Here is a 24680-nt window from a genome sequence, read left to right on the forward strand (position 1 = left end):
TTGTTTTGGTACATCAGTCCATGACAAGTTGCGCATCATAAATGAATGCCCAAATCCGTGCAATTTTTATACAGGCGTCAGGACTGATTAAATTTATACAGCGGTAACAGGTAGCGTCGGGCCTCGTCGGTGATGGCCTCGAAGTACTCAGGTTCAAGGGTTCGCCACAGGCGTTGATACCAGACGTCGTCACCTTCCCCGCGGACGATCATGTTGCCTTCGTAGGCCTGCAAAAATTTGCTGCGCGCTTTTTGCAGGGTCGCCTCATCCGTTAACATGGCATCATTTGTGGCGTCATAACAGGTTTTAATCCATGCCCCCCCACTTTCTGGCAGCAGCAGCAACGGCGTGTTCATCCCCTGCTGGTAACCCTCAACCAGCTGCGACAGATAGTTCATGGCCTGTTCAGCAGACAACGCTGGGAAGCGCCATTCACCCTCTTTGCGGACAAATAACCGGCTCTCACCTTCGCCACCGCTCGCACAGTAGACAAGGTGTTCCAGCCAAAGTTGCAAACCTTGCGAAACGCTGAGCATTGACGGTCGCCAGCGCAGCAGCCCGTCGGGCTGCACGTGCTGTAGCCACCCCGTCAAATTCACACCGTTGCAGTTGAGATCGATCTCCATGCTCGTACCCGGCTGACGGCACTCAATCACCCGACCAGCCAGGGCCTGCATTTCCTGACACTGAGCCTCCCAGACGATCTCGCCGAAGGCGCCATAGGGCAGTTGACCTGCCGCGCGATATTGACGGAACAGCTTCTGCGCATCTTCCTGCTCTACCAGCGCATTCAGCAGTTGCTGATTGAGCTGGTAGCGGCTTAAGCCATCCAGCGTAAACGGCTCGGCATCCGGGATCTCGCTCTCTTCGGAGCGGAAGTTAACCTGCAACCGCATCTGGAAAAACGCCCGCACCGGGTGCGCCCAGAAACGCTGAAGCTGTTCAAAGGGAACGGTATCAAGCGCTAACGGCTTCAGCGTCTGGATAAAGTCGCCATGGGCTACGCCCTCCCGTTTCGCGGCGGGCAGCCATTCCCGGGCATAGCTCTGCTGCTCGTTAGCCTTGTAGTTCTCCGCATCAAACGGCATACGGCTGTGACAACAGGTGATATGCGCTTTTACGCGCTTTTCGCTCTCATCACAGTTGAGCGCCTCATCACCCGGCAGGTAGTGGCTTTGCCCGATGTAGTCCACCAGTTCCTGCACCAGCACGGAGGGGAACCGTTCGCTGTTGTCCTGGATAGAGCGGCCGATATAGCTGATATAGAGCTGCTGTTGCGCGGAGATCAACGCCTCAAGGAACAGATAGCGGTCATCATCGCGACGACTGCGGTCGCCGCGCTGCGCATTCTGACTCATTAAATCAAAGCCCAGCGGCGCCAGCGCGCGTGGGTAAATGCCGTCGTTCATGCCCAGCAGGCAGACGACCTTAAACGGAATGGATCGCATCGGCATCAGGGTGCAGATGTTTACCGGCCCGGCGAGAAAACGCTGGCTGATACGCTCCTGGTCGAGACGCAGGGTTAATTCATCCCGCAACAACGACAGGGGGATCGCTTCACCATAGTGCGAGGAGATCCCCTCATCGATGATCGCCTGCCACTGCTGCTCGATTAACGCCATCGCCGCTTCGGTTTCCTGATCCGGCAGGAAGAAATCATTGAGCATCTCACGACATACCGGCATCCACTCGTCGAGCGGGCGGGCTTTCATCAGCTCCCGACGCCAGCGGTTAAGCTGCATCAGCAGTGACGCCAGATGCCCCACCAACTCGGCAATTAAGCCGCTGGACTCATCATAAGGCAGCACGGCATTCCATTCCCCCTGACTACTCTCCATGGCGTACCCGAGCAGCATACGCGTCAGGCCAAACTGCCAGGTGTGCTGGCCGGTGACGGGCAGCTCAAACTCCTGCACGTTGTCATCGTCCATGCCCCAGCGCACGCCCGACTCGTTAACCCACTGACGCAGGTAGCGCAGCGCCTCCTCGTCAATATCAAAACGAGCCGCCAGGACCGGGACATCCAGCAGGGCCAGCACATCTTCCGGGACGAAGCGGCTGTCCGGTAGAGAGAGCAGGCTGACAAACGCCTGCAGGGCCGGGTGCGATTGACGCGCACGACGGTCTGATATCGCAAACGGCAGGTAGCGGTCGCCCGTCGCACTCCCAAAAACGGCCTGGATATAGGGGCTGTAGCTGTCGATATCCGCCACCATTACCACGATATCGCGCGGCGTCAGCTGCGGATCCTCCTCCAGCATCGCCAGCAGTTTGTCGTGTAGCACCTCCACTTCGCGCTGCGGGCTATGGCACAGGTGAACGGTCACGCTGCGATCGTCAGGATCGAGCCGGCATTTGCTGTCACTGCGGGCAAACTCCGTAGCGGTGATGCCTGTCACCGCGCGGTTATCCAGCTCCAGAATGTCCCGCTGTATGTTATGCAGCAGGCTGTCCGGGGTGATATCCGCAAAGGCGTCGACATCCCCTTCCCCGGAGGCGGTCAGCTCCGAGAGCATATAGATATAGTCGCGCCCCAGCTTGCCCCAGGAAGCGAGCAGCGGGTTCGGCAAGTGCTGGATCCCCTGTTCGTCAAAGAGTTCAGAGGCCGTCTCGCTGTCTTTAAACAGCGGCACCGTGCCGTCGTCAAACAGGCGACGACGCTGGCGCGTCACCATGCGGGCCAGCCAGCGGGCATCCTGAATATCTCCCCAGTAATGGCGGCAGGGGTTGGTGAAGAGAATATGAATGTCGATATGCCTGCCCAGGGCATTCAACGCTTTCAGGTAGACCGGCGGCAGTGCGGATATTCCGCAGATAAAGATCCGGGACGGCAAACCGGCAGGCGTCTCAGAGGCGGACTCCAGGGTCGCGATAAAACGCTCATATAAATTTGCGCGGTGCCACTGCGGCTGGCCCAGCGCCTCAGTATGGGCGACCAACGCTTTCCACAGCGGCGCCTGCCAGATTTGCGCCTGGTCAAGACCGTCGACAAGCTCGCCCGCCTCCCAGCGCGTTAACCACTCCGGCCGATAGACCAGATACTGGTCATAGAGATCCGCCGTACGTGACGCCAGCTGGAACAGCTTCCGTTTATCGGTATCGTCATTCAGGTAGTGCCGCAGCATGACAAACTCATCATGGGTCAGCATCTCAGGCAGCAGCGACATCAGCTTCCAGCTCATGCTCTGTTTGCTGAATGCGCTCTGTTTTGGGATCTCCGGCAGTACGCGGACGAACATATCCCAGATAAAGCTGGCCGGCAGCGGGAAATCAATATTGGCGGCGATACCAAACTTCTGTGAAAGGGACATCTGTAACCACTGCGCCATACCGGTGCTCTGAACCATGATCATCTCCGGTTCAAAGGGATCGTCGAGCCGCTGCTGCTCGACAATAAATTCCATCAGTGCTTCCAGCACATCAAGACGGTTTGAGTGGTAGACCCTTAACATTGCTGCTCCAACTACTGGCTAACCGGGCAGTGCAGGCGTGTCATTTGACCCTGCCGACCCAGACGAGAAATAAGTTTGACCGAGATGCTGACACATCCAGCCTGTGTTGTCTGCATCCTGTTTACCTGCCAGCCGCCAGGCGCATCCCCGGCGCTCAACTGGGACAGCGTCTGAGCATGACGCCAGAGCTGGCGATACTGCTCAAGCGCGACAAACCGACTGGCTAAAACACGATGGTAACCCGCCAGCGCGGTAACGACCATGACCATCAGCACCATTGCCAGCAGGACCTCCACGATGCTGAACCCTTTCTGTCTGGCTACTGTGGCTGACATAACGCCCTCTCCTTCAGGGGACAAAAATCGCTCCAGCCGTGGGGCAAAAAATGTACGCCGTCTGCCTTTACCTCGCCCAGACGCCACAACGTGATGTTGTCGCTGCTGGCGATAAGCAGTGCGCGCTCGCCGGTCAGACGTAAACAGACTCGCCAGGGCTGCAGAGGGTGCTGCTGGCACGCGTAGTCCACCTGCGTTTGCCAGTCGAGCGTTCTTCCCCACTCCAGCGCCGACTGGGCGGCAGCCTGATGCTGTATCGCCTGCCGTTCTGTACTGACGATACGCAACAGCGCGTCAAGCTGCTGGTTAAGTCCGGCCAGCATCAGGCTACCCAGAATTAACAGCAGGAGCACCAGCGCCAGCGATGACATTCCCCGTTCGCGGCTCATAAATTAAACCCGGTAACGATGTGGCGCACCTCAACGCCGCCGTCACGCTGCCCGTTGACGGCGGCCGCCAGCATCAGACTCAGCTCCGGCGCAAAGCCTGCGCGGGCAATGCGCTGCACCTGAAAACGCAGGACCGTGATCCGGTCGGGATCGGTTATTCTCTCCCACCCCTTACCTTCACACTGTGTCGCGCCACGCACTGTTTCCAGCGCACCATTGTTCAGGCGAAACCCAGTCTGTTCCGCCGCGGCAGGCGGAGAGGTTTCCCAGCGGCCATTGCTGTTTTCGTCCCACTGCACAATGACACATTCACCACCCTGCCCCACTTTTAACGCCTCGCCAGCGCACTCGCCCGCGCAATACCCCGCCCGTTGCAGATGTTTACCGATAGTGGTTATGCGTAGCCAAAGCTCTTCTTCAAGCTCCTGCTGTTTCGTGAGCCGCGTGACTGACTGCTGGAGCGCGGGCAAAAACCGCGCTGCGCTTAACAGCAGCACGCTGCTTATCGCCATCGCGATCAGCACTTCCGTGAGGGAAAATCCCCGCTGCTTTACCGGCATGCGAACGCTCCCTTGCCGTTGCACATCCGAATACGTCCCCATGAGGAGATAAGAATAAGCCACTCACCGGCCTGGCTTTGCAGACGCACCCTTCCGGCCCAGGCGGTATCCCGCAAACCGTAAAATCCCAACCCCGGCGTTAACTCGGTAAGGCTGATATCCGACCACTGCGGGATTAGCACAAAGGCATTGTCCGCCTCACACGCAGGAATCCCCGCCTTTAACAGGCACCACCGCGTGCCGTCCTGTTTGAGTGTGACGATATGGTCGCGGTTATTTCGCCAGGCATCATTACGTAGCACCACCAGAAAATCGCGCACCTGGCGCGCCGTCTGCCATAGCTGTTGTTGCTGCTGCCAGGATCGCCAGCCGTACAGCCCCGCAGCGCTCAGCGTCATGATGAGCGAGAGGGCGATCAGCATTTCCATGAGGGTAAACCCTTTTTCCTTTTTCATGGCGGCAGTGTGCCGGGGGGAAAGAAACAGGTCGAGGCGACATTAGGCGAATTACGAGGCGCTTTCCGCGCTTTATGAGGGATTGCAGCCCGTTACAATCCTTGCGGAAGCAGGCTCGCAAAAGACAACGACAGGCATAAAAAAACCGGCGCAGAGTGCGCCGGTTGTGTCAGGATTGCAGCATCAGACCGCTACAGGCGCTTTGATCCCCGGGTGCGGGTCGTAGCCTTCGATTTCGAAATCTTCAAAGCGATAGTCGAAAATGGAGTCCGGCTTACGTTTGATAATCAGCTTCGGCAGCGCGCGCGGCTCGCGAGTCAGCTGCAAGTGGGTCTGCTCCATATGGTTGCTGTAGAGGTGGGTATCCCCCCCGGTCCAGACAAAATCACCCACTTCCAGGTCGCACTGCTGGGCCATCATATGCACCAGCAGCGCATAGCTGGCGATGTTGAACGGCAGGCCGAGGAAGACATCGCAGGAGCGCTGATAGAGCTGACAGGAGAGTTTGCCATCCGCCACGTAGAACTGGAAAAACGCATGGCACGGAGCCAGGGCCATCTTGTCCAGTTCGCCCACGTTCCAGGCCGACACAATGATACGGCGTGAATCGGGATCGTTTTTCAGCTGGTTCATCACGGTGGTGATCTGGTCAATGTGGCGGCCATCCGGCGTCGGCCAGGCGCGCCACTGCTTGCCGTATACCGGACCCAGGTCGCCGTTCTCGTCTGCCCATTCGTCCCAGATAGAGACATTGTTCTCGCGCAGATAAGCGATGTTGGTGTCGCCCTGCAGGAACCAGAGCAGCTCGTGAATAATTGAGCGTAAGTGGCAGCGCTTGGTTGTGACCAGCGGAAAGCCTTCCTGCAGGTTGAAGCGCATCTGGTGCCCAAAAATGGAGAGGGTGCCGGTACCGGTACGATCGTTTTTTGGCGTGCCCTCATCGAGCACTTTTTGCATCAGTTCAAGATACTGTTTCATGATTCCTCAGGAGACCTGTTGCTGTGGACGACGGTACGCCCAGACCATCATTGCGATACCCGCGACGATCATCGGAATGGAGAGGATCTGCCCCATGCTGATGTACTGGACCCATGTCCCGGTAAATTGCGCATCCGGCTGGCGGAAGAATTCCACGATAATGCGGAACGCGCCATAACCAATCAGGAACAGGCCAGAGACGGAGCCCGTCGGGCGCGGTTTACGGATGAACAGGTTCAGAATGATAAACAGCACCACCCCTTCCAGCGCCATTTCATACAGCTGCGACATATGGCGCGGCAGGACGCCGTAGGTGTCGAAAATCGACTGCCATTCCGGGTGCGACGGCAGCAGAGCCATATCTTCGGCACGGGACTGCGGGAACAGCATAGTAAACGGTACGCTCGGGTCGACACGGCCCCACAGCTCGCCGTTGATAAAGTTACCGAGACGGCCTGCGCCCAGACCGAACGGGATCAGCGGCGCAATAAAGTCAGAGACCTGGAAGAAGCTGCGTTTGGTGCGCTTCGCGAAAATGACCATCACCAGAATGACGCCAATCAGGCCACCGTGGAAGGACATGCCGCCGTCCCAGACGCGGAACAGGTAGAGCGGATCGTTCAGGAAGACCGGGAAGTTGTAAAACAGCACATAGCCGATACGTCCACCGAGGAAAACGCCGAGGAAACCGGCATACAGCAGGTTTTCCACTTCGTCTTTGGTCCAGCCGCTGCCCGGGCGTTTGGCGCGACGGCCAGCCAGCCACATGGCAAAGACGAAACCGACCAGATACATTAATCCGTACCAGTGCAGCGCGACGGGTCCTACTGAGAAAATGACCGGATCAAACTCCGGAAAATGCAGATAGCCACTGTTCATCTGTCACCACAAGATGTTGTTATTCCGCTGAAAGTGGACAGCGGTAGAGAAGCGCGCAGAGGAGTACCCTGCGCTCCAAAGTTGCGAATCATAGCACAAGCGAGCGTGGAGGTTGCGCCAGAGATGTAAAAGATGTGTATAGGGGTTTGTATCCCCCGGCGCAGACGCTGAGGGATACCTGGTGCCTAACGTCCGCCGCGGATCAGCCCGCCCATGCCGCGACGCTCCATAAAGGCCGCCACCTGATGCCGCACCTCCGTTGCCAGCTGGGCTTCAAGGCTGCGTTTCGCCAGCTGCTGAGCCTCTTCAAAGTCGATATGGCGCAGCAGATACTTCACGCGGGCAACGGAACGTCCGTTCATGGACAAGTGGCGGAAGCCGAGACCAATCAGGATCGCTACACACATTGAGTCGCCCGCCATCTCACCGCATAAACGCAGATCAATACCGTTGGCGTCCGCCTCGCGGGCAATCATCGCCAGCGCGCGCAGCATCGCCGGATGCAGGCTGTCGTAAATACTCGCCACCCGGGTGTTATTGCGATCCACCGCCAGCATGTACTGGGTCAGGTCGTTGGTGCCCACCGAAACAAAGTCGACGCGCGTGGCCAGCTGCGGGAGCATAAAGACCATCGACGGGACTTCCAGCATCACGCCAATCCGCGGCTTCGGTATTTCGTAGCCGATCATCTCTTCGACTTCGCGTCCGGCACGCTCGATCAGGCGGCGGGCTTCGTCGATTTCGTCAATGCTGGTGACCATTGGCAGCAAAATGCTGAGGTTGCCGGTCGCCGCATTGGCGCGCAGCATGGCGCGCACCTGGATCAGGAAGATCTCCGGCTGATCGAGAGTAATGCGGATCCCGCGCCAGCCCAGGCAAGGGTTCTCTTCGCTGATAGGCATGTACGGCAGTTGCTTATCTGCGCCAACGTCCAGCGTACGTAGCGTCACCGGCTTGTCGTTGAACATCTGCAGCATGCCCTGATACTGCGCCACCTGCTCTTCTTCGGAGGGGAAGCCGCTTTGCAGCATGAACGGGATCTCGGTGCGGTAGAGACCGATACCATCAATACGGCTGCCGAGCTTCTCTTCATGTTCCGGGCTTAACCCGGCATTGAGCATTACCTTAATGCGCTCACCGCTTTTCAGCGCCGCAGGCTGGTTGACGTCGTCTTCCGCCAGACGGCTCAGCTCGTTCTCTTCGCTGATAAGGCGCTGATATTCCTGCAACAGTACCGGTTCAGGATCGACCAGCAGCTCGCCGCGATAACCGTCCACCACCAGCGTGCGCCGGTGCAGCGCAGAGGGCTGAATATCGGCCCCCATTACCGTCGGGATCCCGAGCGCCCGCACCATAATGGCGGCATGGGAGTTGGCGGCGCCGTCACGAACCACGATCCCGGCCAGTCTGTCCTGCGGCAACTCCGCGAGCGTGGTGGCGGAAAGCTCATCCGCCACCAGCACAAAGCGCGGCGGCCAGGTATTGGCAGCCTGAATGGTGTCATCGAGATGGAACAGCAGACGCTGACCTAAGGTACGCAGATCCCCGGCACGCTCTTTCAGATAGCCATCGGTCAGGGCGGCAAACTGTTCGGCGAATTTTTCGACGACCTTTTTGACGGCCCACTCCGCCACCGAGCCCCTGTCGACCTCATCAAACAGCTCACGACGCAGCCGGGCATCAGACAACAGGTGTGAATAAAGATCGAAGATCGCCGCCGTCTCTTTTTGTGCACCTGCGGCATAGCGCTTGCTGTAGCGGCGAAACTCGTTGGCAGCCTCCTCCAGCGCGCCGGTCAGACGTTCGCGCTCAAGGGCGGTGTCCAGCGTGGAGGCTTCGTAAACCTGCTCCATGAGCGGCAGCGTGGCGTCCATCCAGCCTTCGGCGATCGCGACGCCGGGCGAGGCCGGCAAGGCGCGAATGCGCGTCTGCCGGTACTGACCAAACAGTGCCGCGAGCTGGGACTGGGAAAGAATAGCCGCCATTTGCGTGGCCAGCGTAACGAGGAATGACTCCTCGCTTTCGTCGTACTGACGCAGTTCGCGCTGCTGCACAACCAGCACGCCCAGCAGCTGGCGACGCTGGATGATCGGTACGCCCAGGAAGGCGCGAAAACGCTCCTCTTTTACGGAGGGGATATATTTGAAGCTGGGGTGTTTTTGCGCATCGGCAAGGTTGATGGGTTCGGCCAGACGCCCGACCAGACCCACTACGCCTTCATCAAACGCCAGCGCAACGGTACGACCACGCGGTTTTTTCAATCCGCGCGTGGCCATAAGGTAGTAACACCTGCGGTCGTGGTCGGCCAGGTAGACCGAACAGACCTCGGTTTCCATCGCAAGGCAGATATCAGTGACCAGAATATCCAGCGCCTCGTTGAGCCGTGGGGCACTGGCCACCTTCTCGACTATTTCGCGCAGGCGGGTGAGCATAATGTGCGTAGCTTAACCTCTTTTACGTCGCCAGGCAGGTGCGCTCTGGGGCTTAGGAGGAACCTCCTGAAGCATCATCACGGCACTTGCGAACTCTTTCATCACCCTGCGGTAAACATCGCGCTTAAACGACACGACCTGCCGAACGGGATACCAGTAGCTGACCCAGCGCCAGCCATCAAACTCAGGCGTGCTGCTGGTTTGCATATTGATATCCGCATCGCTGCTCACCAATTGCAGAAGAAACCATTTCTGTTTCTGGCCGATACATACCGGCTTTGTGTCCCAACGCACCAAACGCTTCGGTAACTTGTAACGCAACCAGTTGCGGGTCGAAGCCAGAATGCGAACATCCTTGCGGCTTAAGCCAACTTCTTCGAACAGCTCCCGATACATCGCTTGCTCTGCGGACTCTCCAGGGTTAATCCCGCCTTGGGGAAATTGCCAGGAGTGCTGACCATATCGCCGGGCCCACATGACCTGCCCCTGGCGATTACAAATTACGATACCTACATTCGGGCGGTAGCCATCGTCATCAATCACCGGACTACCCCAAACTAAACCTTATATATAAATGATTGTTTCACACTCCAGTGAGGCGGTAAACCACTCTCTTTCGGGCCTGGAGCCGAATAACATTTGAATAACTCACAATTATCATCGGAGTTATAAACAGATGACCGCCAGGAAGGGCAATTTTATACACTTTTTCTGTGGATAGAGTTGTGAAGAAGTATGGAATTACCGATGGACAACCCAGATCACTCTGAATATTGCAGAGATTAGCGTTTTTTACAACTCTCTATTTTTCATTAGTTTAAATGAGATTATCTGTGAAATGCACAGCATTGTGTGATGCAGGTCACCTGAAAGATCGTTGTGCTGATGAAAGATCGAGCAACGTCGGTTTTATCCACAGATTGTGCCAATAAGTTAGGCACATTTTGTCTGAATTTTCGATTTTCGTCGCGCGTCAAGGCTGTAAATGGAAACAGTAGTGGGGGTTATTCCCAGTTATCCCATTTTTCTGTGGATAACTGGGTGTAAGATCCTGTTTATTGTCAGTGACCAGATTTGGACAACCTGGATAACCGACCGGCAGCGCAGGGGAAAATGGCCATAAAAACACATATAAATCATTAACCTGGCACATGCAAAAAGAAAAAGATAAACTCTCTCTGTGCGGTGGAAAACTACTGTTCATTTTTTAACCAAAAGGCAATTATCATGCTTCCCCTCGCTCCCCTCTCTTCGCCTCCTGCTACGGAAGCGGTGTTACTGCAACAAGCGCAGCGTCTGGCGGGCTATTCGCTGGGTGAACTCGCTGCCCTGGCAGGCCTGCCCATTCCGCCCGATCTTAAGCGCGATAAAGGCTGGACAGGCGTTCTGCTGGAACTTTGGCTGGGAGCCAGCGCGGGCAGTAAGCCTGAACAGGATTTTGCCGCCCTGGGGGTAGAGCTCAAGACCATCCCCATCGACAGCGCAGGCCGCCCCCTGGAGACGACGTTTGTCTGCGTGGCGCCGCTAACCGGCAATACGGGGATCACATGGGAGAGCAGTCACGTACGCCATAAGCTGAAACGCGTGCTGTGGATCCCGGTTGAGGGGGATCGCGCGATCCCACTGGCCGCCCGTCGCGTCGGGGCGCCGTTGATCTGGAGCCCGAACGAAGAAGAGGATCGTCAGCTGCGTCTGGACTGGGAGGAGTTGATGGACATGATCGTCCTGGGTCAGGTTGAGCGCATCACTGCCCGCCACGGCGAGGTGCTCCAGCTTCGGCCAAAAGCCGCAAACAGTAAAGCGCTTACCGAGGCCATTGGCGCACGCGGCGAACCGATCCTCACCCTGCCCCGGGGCTTTTATTTGAAAAAAAACTTCACGGGCGCGTTGCTGGCACGTCACTTTCTTCTGAATACCTGACTTTTTAGCCAGAATGTTGCTTTTTATCACACATTTCCCTGTTTTTTCAGAATTGACCACTTTCAGAAAAACAACGGCAGAGTTATTACTACACTGATAACTAACACGAGCCAGGCGGAGGTAACAAGAATGAAGAAATGGGCAGTGATAATCTCGGCAGTTGGTTTAGCGTTTGCCGTTTCTGGTTGTAGCAGCGACTACGTCATGGCGACCAAAGATGGTCGTATGATTCTGACCGACGGCAAACCCGAAGTCGACGATGATACCGGGCTGGTCAGCTACCGCGATCAGCAGGGTAACAATATGCAGATTAACCGCGACGAAGTTTCACAGATTATAGAAAGATAATAATAAAGGTCAGCGGCTTGCTGGCCTTTTGATTTTTCCCTTCCCCTCTGTCATGTTTATAGTCCTTTGTCGGGAATTTCCTGACGCAGATAACATGTCAAATAAGGAAGCCGGCTATGCATTATCACCGTATCCCCCATAGCGCTCTTGAGATAAGCCAACTGGGGTTGGGCACGATGACATTTGGTGAACAAAATAGCGAAGCCGATGCCCATGCACAACTCGATTACGCCGTCAGCCAGGGCATTAACCTGATTGATGTCGCGGAAATGTACCCGGTGCCGCCGCGTCCGGAAACGCAGGGATTAACTGAAACCTACGTCGGTAACTGGCTGGCAAAGCGCGGTAATCGCGAAAAGCTGATTGTCGCCTCCAAGGTCAGCGGCCCCTCCCGCAATAACGACAGCGGCATCCGCCCGAATCAGGTCCTCGATCGTAAAAACATCCGCGCCGCGCTGGACGCCAGCCTGACGCGTCTGCAGACCGATTATCTCGATCTCTATCAGGTTCACTGGCCACAGCGCGCAACAAACTGCTTTGGCAAATTGGGCTACAGCTGGAGCGACAGTGCCCCTGTTGTCACGCTGCTGGAGACCCTGGAAGCGTTAACCGAGTGCCAGCGCGCGGGCAAAATCCGCTACATCGGCGTCTCTAACGAAACGGCGTTCGGCGTGATGCGTTATCTGCACCTGGCAGACAAGCACGACCTGCCGCGTATCGTGACCATTCAGAACCCGTACAGCCTGCTGAACCGCAGCTACGAAGTGGGTCTGGCGGAAGTGAGCCAGTATGAAGGCGTCGAGCTGCTGGCGTACTCCTGCCTGGGCTTTGGTACGCTGACCGGTAAATATCTTAACGGTGCAAAACCGGCGGGGGCACGTAATACCCTGTTCAGCCGCTTTACCCGGTACAGCGGCGAGCAGACGCAAAAAGCGGTGGCGGCCTATGTCGATATCGCCAGACGTCACGGGCTCGATCCGGCGCAGATGGCGCTGGCCTTTGTGCGCCGTCAGCCGTTTGTCGCCAGCACCCTGCTGGGCGCGACCACCATGGAGCAGCTGAAAACGAATATCGAAAGCTTCCATCTGGAGTTGAGCGAAGAGGTGTTAGCGGAGATTGAGGCGGTGCATCAGGTGTATACCTATCCGGCGCCGTAATAAACGCAAAAAGGCAACGACAGTTGCCTTTTTAGTTTCACAGGTCGGGTAAGGCGAAGCCGCCACCCGACAAGTCGCTCTGGCGGCGCTTCGCTTGCCGGGCCTACAAGGTCAAAGACGGATTTCGTAGCCGCCGCCACATCATCGCCGACGCTGCCATACCCACAGCGCCGCTATCGCCACCGCAAACAGTCCGCCAAACCCGACGCCAATGCCCACCACAGGTACGCCCACCTTCACCGCCAGCGAGTAAAGACCGAGCATCAGCAGCATGGCGGCGTTTTCGCCGAGATTTTGCACCGCGATGGCATTTCCCGCGCCGACGGTATGCTTCCCGCGTTCCTGGAGCAGCGCGTTCAGCGGCACCACGAAGAAGCCCCCGCAGATCCCCATCAGGAAGAGCAGCGCATAGGAAGGCAACAGCGCATGTTGCAGGGCGAAGATCAGCACCACCAGGCCGATCAGGACCCCGGCAGGCATGCAACGGGCGACGGTTTGCAGCGTCACCAGCTTCGCCGCGGCTCCCGCGCCCAGCACGATCCCCACCGCCACCATGGCGTTGAGATAGGTCGGCGTGGCGTTATCGGTAATGCCCAGCGCCGTCGGCACCCAGAGCACCAGCATGAAGCGCAGCGTTACCCCTGCGCCCCAGAACATGCTGGTGCCCATCAGTGAGAAACGGGTTTCGCCGTTACGCCACAGCACGCGACAGGCGTTAAAGAAGCTGGCGGTCATCGGCGTAAAGCGCCAGGACTGCCCCGGACGCGCCGCCGGCAGTTTCGGGATAAACAGGTTGGCGATCACCGCCCCGCCATACACCACGGCACAAACCCCCAGCGCCGCCAGTACGTGCCAGTCGGCCAGCACGCCGCCGGCTACCGAGCCCAGCAGGATCGCCGCAATGGTGGAGGCCTCCATCAGCCCGTTGGCTTTCACCAGCTTATCGCCGGTGGTGAGTTCACCGAGAATGCCATATTTGGCCGGGGAGTAGGCTGCCGCCCCGACGCCCACCAGCGTATAGCCCACAAATGGATTGACGCCAAAGCAGATACTCGCCGCTCCCAGCAGTTTCAGGCTGTTGGCAAACATCATCACCCGCCCTTTGGCGAAGCTGTCCGCCACCTGGCCGACAAAAGGGGCAAAAATGATGTAAGCGCCCACAAACACCATCTGCAGGATCGGCTGGCTCCAGTCCGGATAAAACTGGGATTTGAGCAGCGCCAGAGTGGCAAACAGCAGCGCGTTATCACCAAAGGCAGAGAGAAACTGGGCGGCGATAACCGCCATCATCCCTTTCGACCAGATGGATGTGTTAGTAGGTACTGACTCACTCATCATGCGGCTCCGCCTGTTCAACTATGCCTTTCAGGGTGACAAAATCCGGTTTACCGCTGCCCAGCACCGGAAGTTGCTTGAGATAACGAATATCACGCGGCACGGCCAGCTCAGGGATGCCATGTGCGCGAGCATGTTGCAGAAGGAGATCGCGTTTTAGCTCGCTGTCGGTAGTAAAGAGCACCAGGGCTTCACCTTTACTGGCGTCGGCTTTCACCGCAGTGGCGTGCATTTTGTCAGGGGATACCCCCAGCGCCAGCTGCTCCACCATCTCCAGCGAAACCATTTCACCGGCGATTTTGGCGAAGCGCTTCGCCCGCCCCTGGATCTGCACGTAGCCCTGATCATCGAAGCGCACGATATCGCCGGTGTCGTACCAGCCGGTCTCCACCTCGCCGTTGGCGTTTTCCGCCGTTGGCGCTTCCAGCACACCCGGATTTTCGACCCGCAGATAGCCGTTCATGATGTTCGGCCCTTTCAGCTGCAGACGTCCGCCCTCTTCAATGCCCGGCACAGCGAGCAGACGGGCGTCCATTCCCGGCAGAATGCGTCCTACCGTTCCCGGTTTGGCCGCCATCGGCACGTTAATAGAGACCACCGGCGCGCACTCGGTCACGCCGTAGCCCTCCAGAATGCGCAGACCAAATTTGTCCTGCCACAGCTGGCGGGTGCTCTCCTGCAATTTTTCCGCCCCGGCCACCACGTAGCGCACGCGATGGAAATCATACGGATTGGCAAAACGGGCGTAGTTGCCAAGGAAGGTCGAGGTGCCGAAGATCACCGTGCAGTTGCGGTCATAGGTCAGCTCCGGCACGATGCGATAGTGCAGCGGGCTCGGGTAGAGGAACACTTCGGCACCGGTCAGCAGCGGCGTAAACAGTCCCACCGTCAGGCCAAAGGAGTGGAACAGCGGCAGCGCCGACATAAAGCGATCCCGGGCGGTGAAGTCGGCGATGGTTTTGATCTGCTCGACGTTGGCCAGCAGGCTTTTATGACTGTGAACGACCCCTTTCGGGTTCCCCTCCGAGCCGGAGGTAAAGAGGATCACGGCGGCATCTTCCGGCTGCTGTTTTACCTGCGCCAGGTGCGGCATCAGCAGGTGAGCAAAGATCCACAGCTTATCGCCGAGGGTGACTTCCGCCTTAAGATCTTCCAGAAAGACCCAGCGTACCTGAGTAAGCTGCTCCGGCAGATGCCAGAGTTTGCCTTTATCGAGAAACGTGCGTGAGGTGAAGACAGTCTTGATCTGCGCGGCGGTGAAAGCGCTGCTGAGCCCTTTCACCCCTGCGGTATAGTTGAGCATGGCCGGGACACGACCGCGGGAGACGGCGCCAAAGATCACCGCCGCGCTGATCCCGGCGTTCGGCAGCATCAGGCCAATCTTCTCCCCTTGCTGGCTGTATTTCTCAAGGATACGGCCGACAAACAGCGTCTTGGTCAGCAGCTTGCGATAAGTATCAGGCGCAAAATTGATGTCATCGATACAGTTTTTCTTAGCGCCATAACGGTACATTGCCGTCAGCAGCGACTCATACAGGGTTTCACGCGGACGCACCGCCATGCGGGCTTCCATCATGATCTGATGCAGCATCTCCCCGGCGATCTTACGTCGGTCGCGGGCGCGGGGCGCGTCGGGCATCGGCAAGGTGGTTGGCGGCAGCAGATGCAGGGTAATACGCGGGAACAGGCGCTGCTTCACCAGCCCTTTCAGGCGGCTGAAAAAGGTGAGTTCTGCGCCTTCAATGCGTACCGGCACCACAGTGGCGCCTGATTTCGCCGCCACAAAGCCCGCGCCGTCATAAATTTTCATCAGCGAGCCGGTGATGGAGATGCGCCCTTCCGGGAAGATCACCACCGGACGTCCCTGCCCGATCAGTCGCACCAGATGTTTGATCATCATCGGTTTGGTGGGATCGAGCGGAACGAACTCAATCACGCTCGACAGCCAGCGCATGTACCACTGCTGGCTGATAGAGGTGTAGACCGCAAAGACCGGGCGCACGGGTAAAAACAGCGCCAGCAGAATGCCGTCAATAAAAGAGACATGGTTGGGGGTAATAATAACGCGTTCAGCGTGCAGAGCCTGGGTGTCGCCAGTCAGACGGACGCGAAAGAGGATACGAAACAGTGTGCGGAAAAACCCAAATAGCATTTCAACTCCCTTTGCTTTTCAATTAGCCGGGTTACGGTAAATTGTGGCAGATTACACGAGAAGTGCGGTGGGAGCGACAACCGGATAGGGACAAAAAAAAACCTGCGCATCTGCGCAGGTTGGTGCAAGAGATGAGTACGCAGTACGTACTAAGAATTCTCACCAATCAATACCTCTGGGATCTTGATTGTGGCTCCGGGCCCTCGACTTCTCCAGCGCAAAAAAGCAAGGGAATGAGCCGAAGTGCAACCAGGTGTGAATTTTCTCCCTGGCTGTTACATGTTGAACAACAAGCAAAAAAAAACCTGCGTAAGAACGCAGGCTGGTGTAAAGCGTGTCAGTTAACCCGGGGTCAACTTCACCTATCAATACCTCTGGGATCTCAAATGTAGCAACGCGGCCCAAACCCCTGCCAGCAGACAATCGCAACAGCCTGAGGCAAAGTGTAACCAAAGATTCAAATTCACCCTCTTCTGTCACGCTTCGCTGTGTAACGATTACACCGTTTCCGCCAGCGTTTCTCACCTTTGTGAATTGCCTCACCGCCCTGCGCTTGAATACACCTCACTTTTCCGCAACACTATTGAGTGTGTAAACGCTTACCCAAACAAGAAGGTAGAGAATGGCGACAATAAAGGATGTGGCCCGACTGGCGGGTGTTTCCGTCGCCACGGTTTCACGTGTGATCAACAACTCTCCGAAAGCCAGTGAAACCTCCCGCCAGGCGGTGCTGACCGCCATGGAATCCCTGAACTATCACCCCAACGCCAACGCCCGGGCGCTGGCTCAGCAGTCTACCGATACCGTCGGGCTGGTGGTAGGCGATGTCTCCGATCCCTTTTTCGGCGCGATGGTCAAAGCCGTCGAGCAGGTCGCCTACCAGACCGGTAATTTTCTGCTGATCGGCAATGGCTACCACAACGAGCAGAAAGAGCGTCAGGCGATTGAACAGCTGATCCGCCATCGCTGCGCGGCGCTGGTGGTACATGCCAAAAAGCTGCCGGATGAGGAGCTGGTGCATCTGATGAAGCAGATCCCCGGCATGGTGATTGTGAACCGCATAATTCCCGGCTATGAGCAGCGCTGCGTGGCGCTGGACGATCGCTACGGCGCCTGGCTTGCTACCCGCCATCTGATCCAGCAGGGGCATACCCGTATCGGCTATCTCTGCTCCAACCACCCCATTTCGGATGCCGAAGATCGGCTGCAGGGTTATTACGATGCGCTGCGTGAGAATGACCTGCCCTGCAACGATCGCCTGGTCACTTATGGTGAACCTGACGAGCGCGGCGGCGAGCAGGCGATGACCGAGCTGCTGGGACGGGGTCGTAACTTTACGGCGATCGCCTGTTACAACGACTCGATGGCCGCCGGGGCGATGGGGGTGCTGAACGATAACGGCATTGACGTGCCGGGGGATATTTCGCTGATTGGCTTCGATGACATTCTTATTTCGCGCTATGTGCGGCCGCGCCTGACCACGGTGCGCTATCCTATCGTCACCATGGCGACCCAGGCGGCGGAGCTGGCGCTGTCACTGGCGGATAAACGCCAGCCGCCGGAGATCACCCACCTATTCAGCCCAACGCTGGTGCGCCGTCACTCCGTTGTGCCGCCGGCAGAGTCCGCCAGCGAATAGCGGTAGAGATGAACGGTTTTGTCCGGGTACTCCAGACCGTCACCGATGTAATGCCAGCCGTAGCGCTCATAAAAATCGCGGCAGGCAGACCAGAGATGCAGTTCACTAAAGCCGCTCTCTGCTGCGTAGCGCTGAACGTGCCGCTGTAATTTCCCCGCCAGCCCCTGTCCGCGCGCCGCGTCGTCCACATACAGCGCCGCCAGCCAGGGATGGAGATCCTGGCGGGTAATCAGATCGCAGCGCCAAAGTCCCACCGTGCCGAGCAGGCGTTTCCCTTCGGTAGCAATAAAGGTGAGCGGCAGCGCGCCGGGGGTCTGGCTATAGGTCACGACGCTGGCAAAAAAGTCACGCGACAGGCCGTCACCAAAGGCCTGCCACAGCCAGTCAATCACCTGCTCCGCGTGATGCGGAGCCGCGTACAGCGGTTGAATAATCACATCAGTTTCCCCTGGAAAAGGGGGACCGACTCAAACAGGTAGCCGTCAAAGTCCGGGGCGTCCTCGTCGGAGAGCTCCAGCAGACTCTTTTTGACATTTTCCAGATGTTGCCACATCGCCTGCCAGGCACCCATCACGTCACGACGGCGCAGGGCGGCGAGGATGGTTTGTCTGTCGCCCAGCCACTTCAGGCGATACGCCCGGCTGGCGATATGGGCGTTGAACTGCTGCCAGAGCGGGCTGCTGTCCATGTGATGCCAGATACTTTCGACGGTACCCAGCAGCATCTGATTCTGCGTCGCCCCCGCCAGCACCAGGTGGAACATTTTATTGTTGTCCTGGCTGTTATCGTTGGCGGCGATCGCCCGCTGCTCTTGCTCGATGATGCGGCGCAGATTATCGATGTCCGCCCGGGTCGCCATCTTCGCAGCAAAGGCGGCAATGTTACTTTCAAGCAGCTGGCGCGCCTGCAAAATCTCGAACGGGCCAACGTCGCTGTGAAAGAAGCGCTCTTCCTCGTTCTCATGCTCTTCAGGAATGCGCATCACGTAGACGCCGGAACCCTGGCGAATATCCACGGTGCCCTGTAGCTCCAGCATCAGCAGCGCCTCACGCACGATGGTACGGCTGACGCCGTAGGTTTCCGCAATGTTGCGCTCCGGCGGCAGACGTGAGCCCACGGGATAGTGCCCCTGGACGATCTGGGCGCGTAAATCCTCGCCAATCTCCTGGTACTGCTTCTTTTCCGCCGGGACGACAGCCTTATCCACGTTATCACCTGTACTGAGAGTTAATGCGCGGGCCGGGCAGCTTCCCGGCCAGTTTGTGCCCTATGTTACCAGAAGCGTCGCACTCTTCGCCTACTTCCATTCATCATCAATGGTCAGGGTCAGCACGCGCTTATCGCGCAGTTGCCGGAACCAGCTGGCCGATTTTTTGGGACGTCGGGCACGGTTGTCCGCCAGATCGATCTCAATCAGGCCGTAGCGGTTCTTAAAGGCGTTCATCGGCGAGACGTTATCGGTGAAGGCCCACAGCATGTAACCGTGGCAGTTTGCCCCCTCCTCCCGCGCCAGCAGCGTGTAATAGAGGTGTTCGCTGATAAAGTTGATGCGGTAGTTGTCCTCGATGATGCCATCGCGGTTACGGTACTGGCCTTCGTTTTCCACCCCCATGCCGCTTTCGGCCACGAACCAGTCGATATTGCGGTAGTCGTTTTTGATGCGCATCGCCATGTCGTAGATGATGCGCGGGGCGATCTCCCAGCCGCGGGAGGGGTTCATCCTTCGCCCCGGCAGGTCAAACGGCTCGTAGTAGTATGCCGGATGGAACGGCGTCTCGGGATGCCAGGCCCGGGACGGCGCCTTCACCCGGTGCGGGTAATAGAGGTTGATCCCCAGCTCATCGACGGTGTTCTCCGCAATCAGGGCCAGTTCGTCATCGTTGTACTCCCACCGCACCTGATGTTTTTCCAGCAGGGTGAAGAGTTCCTGGGGATAACGCCCATGCACCAGCGGATCGAGGAAAACCCGGTTGTAGAACAGATCGTAGATCTCCGCGGCCTTGATGTCGTGGGCGGCCCGAGAGCGGGGATAAGTGACTTCCGGATTGAGGATACAGCCTACGCTGCCGCTGTAGCTCTTCTCGCGGAACAGCTTCACCACCTTCGCCGTCGCCAGCACTTTGTGGTGGTTCCACTGCATCCAGGTATGGGTGTTCTGCTCATAAGGCCAGCGCAGGGCGTCGAGGTATACCCGGGTCTGCACCACTATCGGCTCGTTGAAGGTAAACCAGCGCTTCACCACATGGTGATAGCGGGCAAAGACCTGTTCAGCATAGCGGGTGAACAGCTCGACCACATGCTTCGACGCCCAGCCGCCGTAGGTTTCCAGCAGCGTACCCGGCAGCTCGTAGTGTTCGAGGCAGATCATCGGCTCAATGCCCTGACGACGCATCTCGGCAAACAGGGCGTCGTAATACGCAGCGTACTCCTCATCAACGGTGGCGTTTTCGTAGTCGGTAAGAAAACGCGACCAGTTGATGGAGGTGCGGTAGTGGGTCAGCCCCGCCAGCTTCATCAGCGCCACATCTTCCCGGAAACGGTTGATAAAGTCGGTCGCCACCGCCGGGCCGTAGCCGTTGTGCCACACCTGACGATCGTTTTTGTACCAGAGATCGATCCAGGAATCCTGCCCCGCTTTCTTACCGCTCCAGCCCTCGGTTTGCCAGGCGGAGGCCGCGGCCCCAAGAATAAACCCCTCAGGGATAGTCATCTGTTTAATGCTCATGCGTTATTCGTCGCCTCCTGGTTCGCGGCCTGCATCGCGGCCTGCTCTGCCCGGCGGGAGGCGATCTTCACAAACGGCAGATAGATCAGTACGGCGGTGATAATACAGACCAGCTGGGTTACCACCGCGCCCATCGACCCGGCGGTAGAGAGCCAGGCGTTGATCAGCGGCGGCGTGGTCCAGGGCACCATCACCACCGCTTTGCCGGCAAAACCAGTGACGGTGGCGAAGTAGCCGATGGTGCCGGTCACCAGCGGGGTGATGATGAACGGGATCGCCAGAATCGGGTTGAGCATGATTGGCATACCGAAGATCACCGGCTCGTTAATGTTAAAGATCCCCGGGCCGATGGAGAGCTTGGCGATCTCTTTCATCTCTTTGCGTTTGGTGCCGATCATCACCGCGATGAGCAGGCCGATGGTCAGACCCGAGCCGCCGATGCTCATATAGACATCCCAGAACGGCATGGTGATGATGTTCGGGATCTCTTTGCCCTGCTCAAAAGCGCTCATGTTGACGGTGATCGCCCCCAGTAGCAGCGGCTCGCGGATCGGCTTGATCATCTGATTGCCGTGGATCCCTATCACCCAGAAGAGCTGGGCCACGAACATCAACAGCAGGATCCCCGGCAGGCTTTGCACCACGCGCTCAAGCGGCTGCTGCACCACCTGGTATACCGCATCGTAGAGGTACATGCCGGTGAGCTGATGAAAGACAAAGCCGAAGGTGGCTATGGTGGTAGTGGTGATAATCGCCGGGATCAGGGCCGAGAACGAGGCCGAGACGTTTGGCGGCACGGTGTCCGGCATTCTGATTTTCAGCCCTGGACGCCCCTCCAGCCAGCAGTAGATCTCCACCGACAGGATGGCGATAAACATGCCGAGGAAGAGGCTGCGGGTATCCGAGAACTGGCGCAGGAGCACATCTTTAACCATGTGCATTTCGCCATCGACCATCATCTCAACGGTGGTCGGGGTGACGCAGATAAAGCAGATCACCGCCAGCAGCCCCGGGAACAACGACTTAATGCCATTGATGCGCCCCAGCTCAATGCCGATCAGGAACACGGCCCCGATATTGAGGAAGTTGAGCGTGGCGTAGTTCAGGGCGCTGGTGATCGGTTTCAGCGTGGCGAGAAACGAAAGCGACTCAAAGCTGGCTAAGCCGTTTTTCGGATCCAGCACCATGTTGGAGATCAGCACCGAGAATGCGCCAACAATGATGACCGGCATTAAGGTGATGAAGGCGGACTTAATCGCCATGATATAGCGATAACTGTTGAACTTTGTGGCGAAACTGCCCAGAGAGTTGATCAGTTTTTCCTGTAATGCCATAGGGTAGTACCTCAGTAAAAGGGCCTTTATTGGGATTTAGGTGTTCAGCCGGCTTCTATTGGCATACCAAAAATAGCTTCTGGTGAAGATTTGTTCTGTGATTAAGCTCCCAACGCGACAATAGGTATCCCGGAGTATGATTTATCATCACTTTGGTATGCCACTTGTCGTTACTCCCTCATCTGTTGCCGGAAAGCGTGATCGTGATGGGGGTTTTCACCCTCCCGCCCGGCTTATGCCTCTGAACGTCTGTGATAAACTTCCGTGCATAACGTGGAAGCAGGAATATCGAATGGCAACAATGCTGGATGTCTCACTGCGTGCGGGCGTGTCGAAAGCCACCGTATCGCGCGTACTGAACGGCACAGGTCAGGTAAAAGAGAGCACCCGTCAGCAGGTTTTTAACGCGATGGAAGAGCTGGGCTATCGCCCCAATTTCCTGGCGCGATCGCTGGCGAACCGGACCAGCAACAGCATTGGTCTGGTGGTCTCGACCTTTGACGGTTTTTACTTTGGTCGCCTGCTGCAACAGGCCTCCAGGCAGACCGAAACGCACGGCAAGCAGCTGATTGTCACCGACGGTCACGACACCCCGGAGCGGGAAGAGGAAGCGGTGCAGATGCTGGCCGATCGCCAGTGCGATGCCATCGTGCTCTACACCCGCTACATGAGCGAAAAAGCGATCATGAAGCTCATCAACAGCGTGAAGATGCCGCTTATTGTGATCAACCGTGACGTCAGCCAGGCGCGGGAGCGCTGCGTCTTCTTCGAGCAGCAGGAGGCGGCCTTCAACGCGGTGGAGTACCTCATAAGCCAGGGGCACCGGGAGATCGCCTGCATAACCGTGCCGATCCACACCCCTACCGGCAAGGCGCGGCTGACGGGTTATCGCAAGGCGCTGGAGAAGCACGGCATTCCCTGGGATGAGAACCGGGTGAAGTATGGCGATTCGGGGATGACGCGCGGATACGAGCTGTGTCAGGAGCTGCTGAACGAAAAGGTGACGTTCAGCGCCCTGTTTGCCTGTAACGACGATATGGCGCTGGGCTCGTCGAAGGCGCTGCACCAGGCCGGGCTGCGCATTCCACAGGATGTGTCGTTGTTCGGCTTCGATGACGCACCCTGTGCGAAGTGGCTGGAGCCGGGGCTCTCTACCGTCTATCTGCCCATCGACAACATGATCACCACCGCTATCGATCAGGCCATCCGGCTGGTCAAAAACGAGCCTATCGAAGCGATCCCGCCCTTCACCGGCACGCTGGTGTTACGCGATTCGGTGGCGACGGGACCCTGGTGGGATCAGAACAGTTCGAGGGCGAGCAGTTCCTGAATGGTCTGGCGGCGGCGGATCAGGCGCGCCGCGCCCTTATCGAACAGCACTTCCGGCAGCAGCGGGCGGCTGTTGTAGTTGGATGACATGGACGCGCCGTATGCGCCGGTATCGTGCAGCACCAGATAATCCCCCGGTACGACCGGCGGCAGCGCGCGGGTTTCCACTTTCCCGCCCTCCAGTTGGGTAAACACATCCCCGGATTCGCACAGCGGCCCGGCCACCACCGTCTCCACGAGATCGGCCTGAGATAAGTCGCGGCCATCGGCAGCCAGCGCCGAAATATGGTGGTAGCTGCCGTACATGGCCGGGCGCATCAGATCGTTGAAGCCTGCGTCAATCAGCACGAAATGGCGGCTGCCCATCGCCTTCACGCTGCGCACCTGAGACACCAGCACGCCCGATTCGGCGACGAGGAAACGCCCCGGCTCGATCTCCAGCTTCACCGGGTGGCCCAGATGGGCGGCGATTTTGTCACGGGCGCCATTCCAGAGGCCGTAGTAGTGATCGGTATCGATCGCCTCTTCCCCTTCGCGATAAGGGATCGACAGCCCGCCGCCTGCGGAGATCGCCTCCAGATCCTGACCAAACTCAATCACCTGGCGCACCATGGCGCCGCACACCTGTTCGAGATGGCCGTAATCCACGCCGGAGCCGATATGCATATGAATGCCCACCAGCTTCAGGTTATAGCGTTGCAGTACGGTGAGTGCCGCAGGGAGATCGCTGTACCAGATGCCATGTTTGCTGTTTTCGCCGCCGGTGTTGGTCTTCTGGCTGTGGCCGTGACCAAAGCCCGGGTTAACCCGCAGCCAGACGCGATGGCCCGGCGACACCTGACCGAGCTGCTCCAGCATATCCACCGAACCGGCATTGACCGGGATCTGGAGTTCATGCACCCGGGCAAGCGTCGCGCTGTCGATCAGGTCAGCAGTAAAGACAATCGCATCGCTGTCGATCTGCGGATCGTAGCCCGCCGCCAGCGCACGCTCGATTTCACCCAGCGATACGGAGTCGACCTTGACGCCCTGCTCGCGCATCAGGCGCAGAATATGGATGTTGGAGCAGGCTTTCTGGGCAAAGCGCACCACGTCGAACTGATGCAGGGCGGCAATTTTGTCGCGGATGATCTGCGCGTCGTAAACCCAGACAGGGCAGCCAAACTCGGCGGGCAGGCGCAGCAGGTTGTCGGCATTGAGATCGGTATCGGTGTTGTTCAGCGGGCGTGGCATGGTGCTCTCCGGGAATACGTTTTTTATG

General features: G+C 57.9%; 21 protein-coding genes. 5 read left to right on the forward strand and 16 right to left on the reverse strand.

The window, feature by feature from the left end:
• Positions 1-77 precede the first annotated feature (77 nt).
• The 9 genes from recC to rppH all read right to left on the reverse strand — a co-directional run bounded on the left by recC (position 78) and on the right by rppH (position 10023).
• Positions 78-3452 carry an exodeoxyribonuclease V subunit gamma gene (gene recC / locus FHC51_RS00910; RefSeq protein WP_220434715.1) on the reverse strand — a complete coding sequence of 1125 codons (3375 nt, stop codon included), beginning with the start codon at positions 3450-3452 and terminating at the stop codon, positions 78-80.
• A gap of 11 nt (positions 3453-3463) precedes the next feature.
• Entirely contained in the window at positions 3464-3787 is a 324-nt protein-coding gene (locus tag FHC51_RS00915) for a prepilin-type N-terminal cleavage/methylation domain-containing protein (protein WP_220434716.1), read from the reverse strand.
• Positions 3772-4176 carry a DUF2509 family protein gene (locus FHC51_RS00920; protein ID WP_220434717.1) on the reverse strand — a complete coding sequence of 135 codons (405 nt, stop codon included), beginning with the start codon at positions 4174-4176 and terminating at the stop codon, positions 3772-3774. Before FHC51_RS00920 ends, FHC51_RS00915 begins: the two co-directional genes overlap by 16 nt.
• A complete protein-coding gene (locus FHC51_RS00925; protein ID WP_220434718.1) occupies positions 4173-4736 on the reverse strand; it encodes a prepilin peptidase-dependent protein in 564 nt (187 codons plus the stop codon). The genes FHC51_RS00920 and FHC51_RS00925 overlap by 4 nt, the downstream gene beginning before the upstream one ends.
• Complete coding sequence (locus FHC51_RS00930; RefSeq protein WP_220434719.1) at positions 4727-5191, reverse strand: prepilin peptidase-dependent protein; 465 nt, start codon at positions 5189-5191, stop codon at positions 4727-4729. Before FHC51_RS00930 ends, FHC51_RS00925 begins: the two co-directional genes overlap by 10 nt.
• Before the next feature lie 183 nt (positions 5192-5374).
• Complete coding sequence (thyA, locus tag FHC51_RS00935) at positions 5375-6169, reverse strand: thymidylate synthase (RefSeq protein WP_103180965.1); 795 nt, start codon at positions 6167-6169, stop codon at positions 5375-5377.
• A gap of 6 nt (positions 6170-6175) precedes the next feature.
• Positions 6176-7048, reverse strand: a complete 873-nt coding sequence (gene lgt, locus FHC51_RS00940) for a prolipoprotein diacylglyceryl transferase (RefSeq protein WP_103180966.1) — start codon at positions 7046-7048, stop codon at positions 6176-6178.
• A gap of 185 nt (positions 7049-7233) precedes the next feature.
• Entirely contained in the window at positions 7234-9480 is a 2247-nt protein-coding gene (gene ptsP, locus FHC51_RS00945) for a phosphoenolpyruvate--protein phosphotransferase (RefSeq protein WP_103822738.1), read from the reverse strand.
• Positions 9481-9492: 12 nt separating this feature from the next.
• Complete coding sequence (gene rppH / locus FHC51_RS00950) at positions 9493-10023, reverse strand: RNA pyrophosphohydrolase (RefSeq protein WP_103180968.1); 531 nt, start codon at positions 10021-10023, stop codon at positions 9493-9495.
• Between the two features lie 684 nt (positions 10024-10707).
• Here rppH and mutH point away from each other — a divergent pair.
• From mutH to FHC51_RS00965, 3 genes are all read left to right on the forward strand, one after another.
• Positions 10708-11400 (forward strand): DNA mismatch repair endonuclease MutH, encoded by a 693-nt coding sequence (gene mutH, locus FHC51_RS00955; protein WP_103822739.1) that lies wholly within the window; start codon positions 10708-10710, stop codon positions 11398-11400.
• Positions 11401-11529: 129 nt separating this feature from the next.
• Positions 11530-11748: a YgdI/YgdR family lipoprotein gene (locus tag FHC51_RS00960; RefSeq protein ID WP_039029896.1), complete on the forward strand. Its 219-nt coding sequence runs from the start codon at positions 11530-11532 to the stop codon at positions 11746-11748.
• A 116-nt stretch (positions 11749-11864) separates the two neighbouring features.
• The gene (locus FHC51_RS00965) at positions 11865-12905 is read left to right on the forward strand and encodes an NADP(H)-dependent aldo-keto reductase (protein ID WP_103180970.1); all 1041 of its coding nucleotides are present in this window, start codon (positions 11865-11867) and stop codon (positions 12903-12905) included.
• A gap of 141 nt (positions 12906-13046) precedes the next feature.
• Here FHC51_RS00965 and lplT read toward each other — a convergent pair whose 3' ends face one another.
• Positions 13047-14240, reverse strand: a complete 1194-nt coding sequence (gene lplT / locus FHC51_RS00970; RefSeq protein WP_220436633.1) for a lysophospholipid transporter LplT — start codon at positions 14238-14240, stop codon at positions 13047-13049.
• Positions 14233-16392 carry a bifunctional acyl-ACP--phospholipid O-acyltransferase/long-chain-fatty-acid--ACP ligase gene (gene aas, locus FHC51_RS00975; RefSeq protein WP_220434720.1) on the reverse strand — a complete coding sequence of 720 codons (2160 nt, stop codon included), beginning with the start codon at positions 16390-16392 and terminating at the stop codon, positions 14233-14235. Before aas ends, lplT begins: the two co-directional genes overlap by 8 nt.
• A 622-nt stretch (positions 16393-17014) precedes the next feature.
• On the opposite strand from aas, the gene galR reads away from it, so the two are divergent.
• On the forward strand, positions 17015-18031 hold the full coding sequence (gene galR, locus FHC51_RS00980) for an HTH-type transcriptional regulator GalR (protein WP_103180972.1): 1017 nt from the start codon (positions 17015-17017) through the stop codon (positions 18029-18031).
• Here galR and FHC51_RS00985 read toward each other — a convergent pair.
• The 4 genes from FHC51_RS00985 to FHC51_RS01000 form a co-directional block, all read right to left on the reverse strand.
• On the reverse strand, positions 17992-18468 hold the full coding sequence (locus FHC51_RS00985; RefSeq protein WP_103822742.1) for a GNAT family N-acetyltransferase: 477 nt from the start codon (positions 18466-18468) through the stop codon (positions 17992-17994). The genes galR and FHC51_RS00985 overlap by 40 nt on opposite strands.
• Entirely contained in the window at positions 18465-19238 is a 774-nt protein-coding gene (locus tag FHC51_RS00990) for an FCD domain-containing protein (protein ID WP_114316875.1), read from the reverse strand. The genes FHC51_RS00985 and FHC51_RS00990 overlap by 4 nt, the downstream gene beginning before the upstream one ends.
• Before the next feature lie 90 nt (positions 19239-19328).
• Positions 19329-20756 carry a glycoside hydrolase family 1 protein gene (locus FHC51_RS00995; RefSeq protein ID WP_220434721.1) on the reverse strand — a complete coding sequence of 476 codons (1428 nt, stop codon included), beginning with the start codon at positions 20754-20756 and terminating at the stop codon, positions 19329-19331.
• Entirely contained in the window at positions 20753-22090 is a 1338-nt protein-coding gene (locus FHC51_RS01000) for a PTS sugar transporter subunit IIC (protein WP_220434722.1), read from the reverse strand. The genes FHC51_RS00995 and FHC51_RS01000 overlap by 4 nt, the downstream gene beginning before the upstream one ends.
• 292 nt (positions 22091-22382) lie before the next feature.
• On the opposite strand from FHC51_RS01000, the gene FHC51_RS01005 reads away from it, so the two are divergent.
• A complete protein-coding gene (locus FHC51_RS01005) occupies positions 22383-23420 on the forward strand; it encodes a LacI family DNA-binding transcriptional regulator (RefSeq protein WP_220434723.1) in 1038 nt (345 codons plus the stop codon).
• On the opposite strand, the gene lysA is transcribed toward FHC51_RS01005, so the two are convergent.
• Positions 23390-24652 (reverse strand): diaminopimelate decarboxylase, encoded by a 1263-nt coding sequence (gene lysA, locus FHC51_RS01010; protein WP_156239702.1) that lies wholly within the window; start codon positions 24650-24652, stop codon positions 23390-23392. The two genes, FHC51_RS01005 and lysA, sit on opposite strands and share 31 nt — an antisense overlap.
• Positions 24653-24680: the final 28 nt, after the last annotated feature.

It is taken from the genome of Leclercia sp. EC_58 (genome assembly GCF_019584355.1).
Classification (GTDB): domain Bacteria; phylum Pseudomonadota; class Gammaproteobacteria; order Enterobacterales; family Enterobacteriaceae; genus Enterobacter.

What these genes read in the sequence shown, in the direction of transcription:
- recC (WP_220434715.1), bottom strand. Translation starts at nt 3,452, where the DNA reads ATGTTAAGGGTCTACCACTCAAACCGTCTTGATGTGCTGGAAGCACTG.
- FHC51_RS00915 (WP_220434716.1), bottom strand. Translation starts at nt 3,787, where the DNA reads ATGTCAGCCACAGTAGCCAGACAGAAAGGGTTCAGCATCGTGGAGGTC.
- FHC51_RS00920 (WP_220434717.1), bottom strand. Translation starts at nt 4,176, where the DNA reads ATGAGCCGCGAACGGGGAATGTCATCGCTGGCGCTGGTGCTCCTGCTG.
- FHC51_RS00925 (WP_220434718.1), bottom strand. Translation starts at nt 4,736, where the DNA reads ATGCCGGTAAAGCAGCGGGGATTTTCCCTCACGGAAGTGCTGATCGCG.
- FHC51_RS00930 (WP_220434719.1), bottom strand. Translation starts at nt 5,191, where the DNA reads ATGAAAAAGGAAAAAGGGTTTACCCTCATGGAAATGCTGATCGCCCTC.
- thyA (WP_103180965.1), bottom strand. Translation starts at nt 6,169, where the DNA reads ATGAAACAGTATCTTGAACTGATGCAAAAAGTGCTCGATGAGGGCACG.
- lgt (WP_103180966.1), bottom strand. Translation starts at nt 7,048, where the DNA reads ATGAACAGTGGCTATCTGCATTTTCCGGAGTTTGATCCGGTCATTTTC.
- ptsP (WP_103822738.1), bottom strand. Translation starts at nt 9,480, where the DNA reads ATGCTCACCCGCCTGCGCGAAATAGTCGAGAAGGTGGCCAGTGCCCCA.
- mutH (WP_103822739.1), top strand. Translation starts at nt 10,708, where the DNA reads ATGCTTCCCCTCGCTCCCCTCTCTTCGCCTCCTGCTACGGAAGCGGTG.
- FHC51_RS00960 (WP_039029896.1), top strand. Translation starts at nt 11,530, where the DNA reads ATGAAGAAATGGGCAGTGATAATCTCGGCAGTTGGTTTAGCGTTTGCC.
- FHC51_RS00965 (WP_103180970.1), top strand. Translation starts at nt 11,865, where the DNA reads ATGCATTATCACCGTATCCCCCATAGCGCTCTTGAGATAAGCCAACTG.
- lplT (WP_220436633.1), bottom strand. Translation starts at nt 14,240, where the DNA reads ATGAGTGAGTCAGTACCTACTAACACATCCATCTGGTCGAAAGGGATG.
- aas (WP_220434720.1), bottom strand. Translation starts at nt 16,392, where the DNA reads ATGCTATTTGGGTTTTTCCGCACACTGTTTCGTATCCTCTTTCGCGTC.
- galR (WP_103180972.1), top strand. Translation starts at nt 17,015, where the DNA reads ATGGCGACAATAAAGGATGTGGCCCGACTGGCGGGTGTTTCCGTCGCC.
- FHC51_RS00995 (WP_220434721.1), bottom strand. Translation starts at nt 20,756, where the DNA reads ATGAGCATTAAACAGATGACTATCCCTGAGGGGTTTATTCTTGGGGCC.
- FHC51_RS01000 (WP_220434722.1), bottom strand. Translation starts at nt 22,090, where the DNA reads ATGGCATTACAGGAAAAACTGATCAACTCTCTGGGCAGTTTCGCCACA.
- FHC51_RS01005 (WP_220434723.1), top strand. Translation starts at nt 22,383, where the DNA reads ATGGCAACAATGCTGGATGTCTCACTGCGTGCGGGCGTGTCGAAAGCC.
- lysA (WP_156239702.1), bottom strand. Translation starts at nt 24,652, where the DNA reads ATGCCACGCCCGCTGAACAACACCGATACCGATCTCAATGCCGACAAC.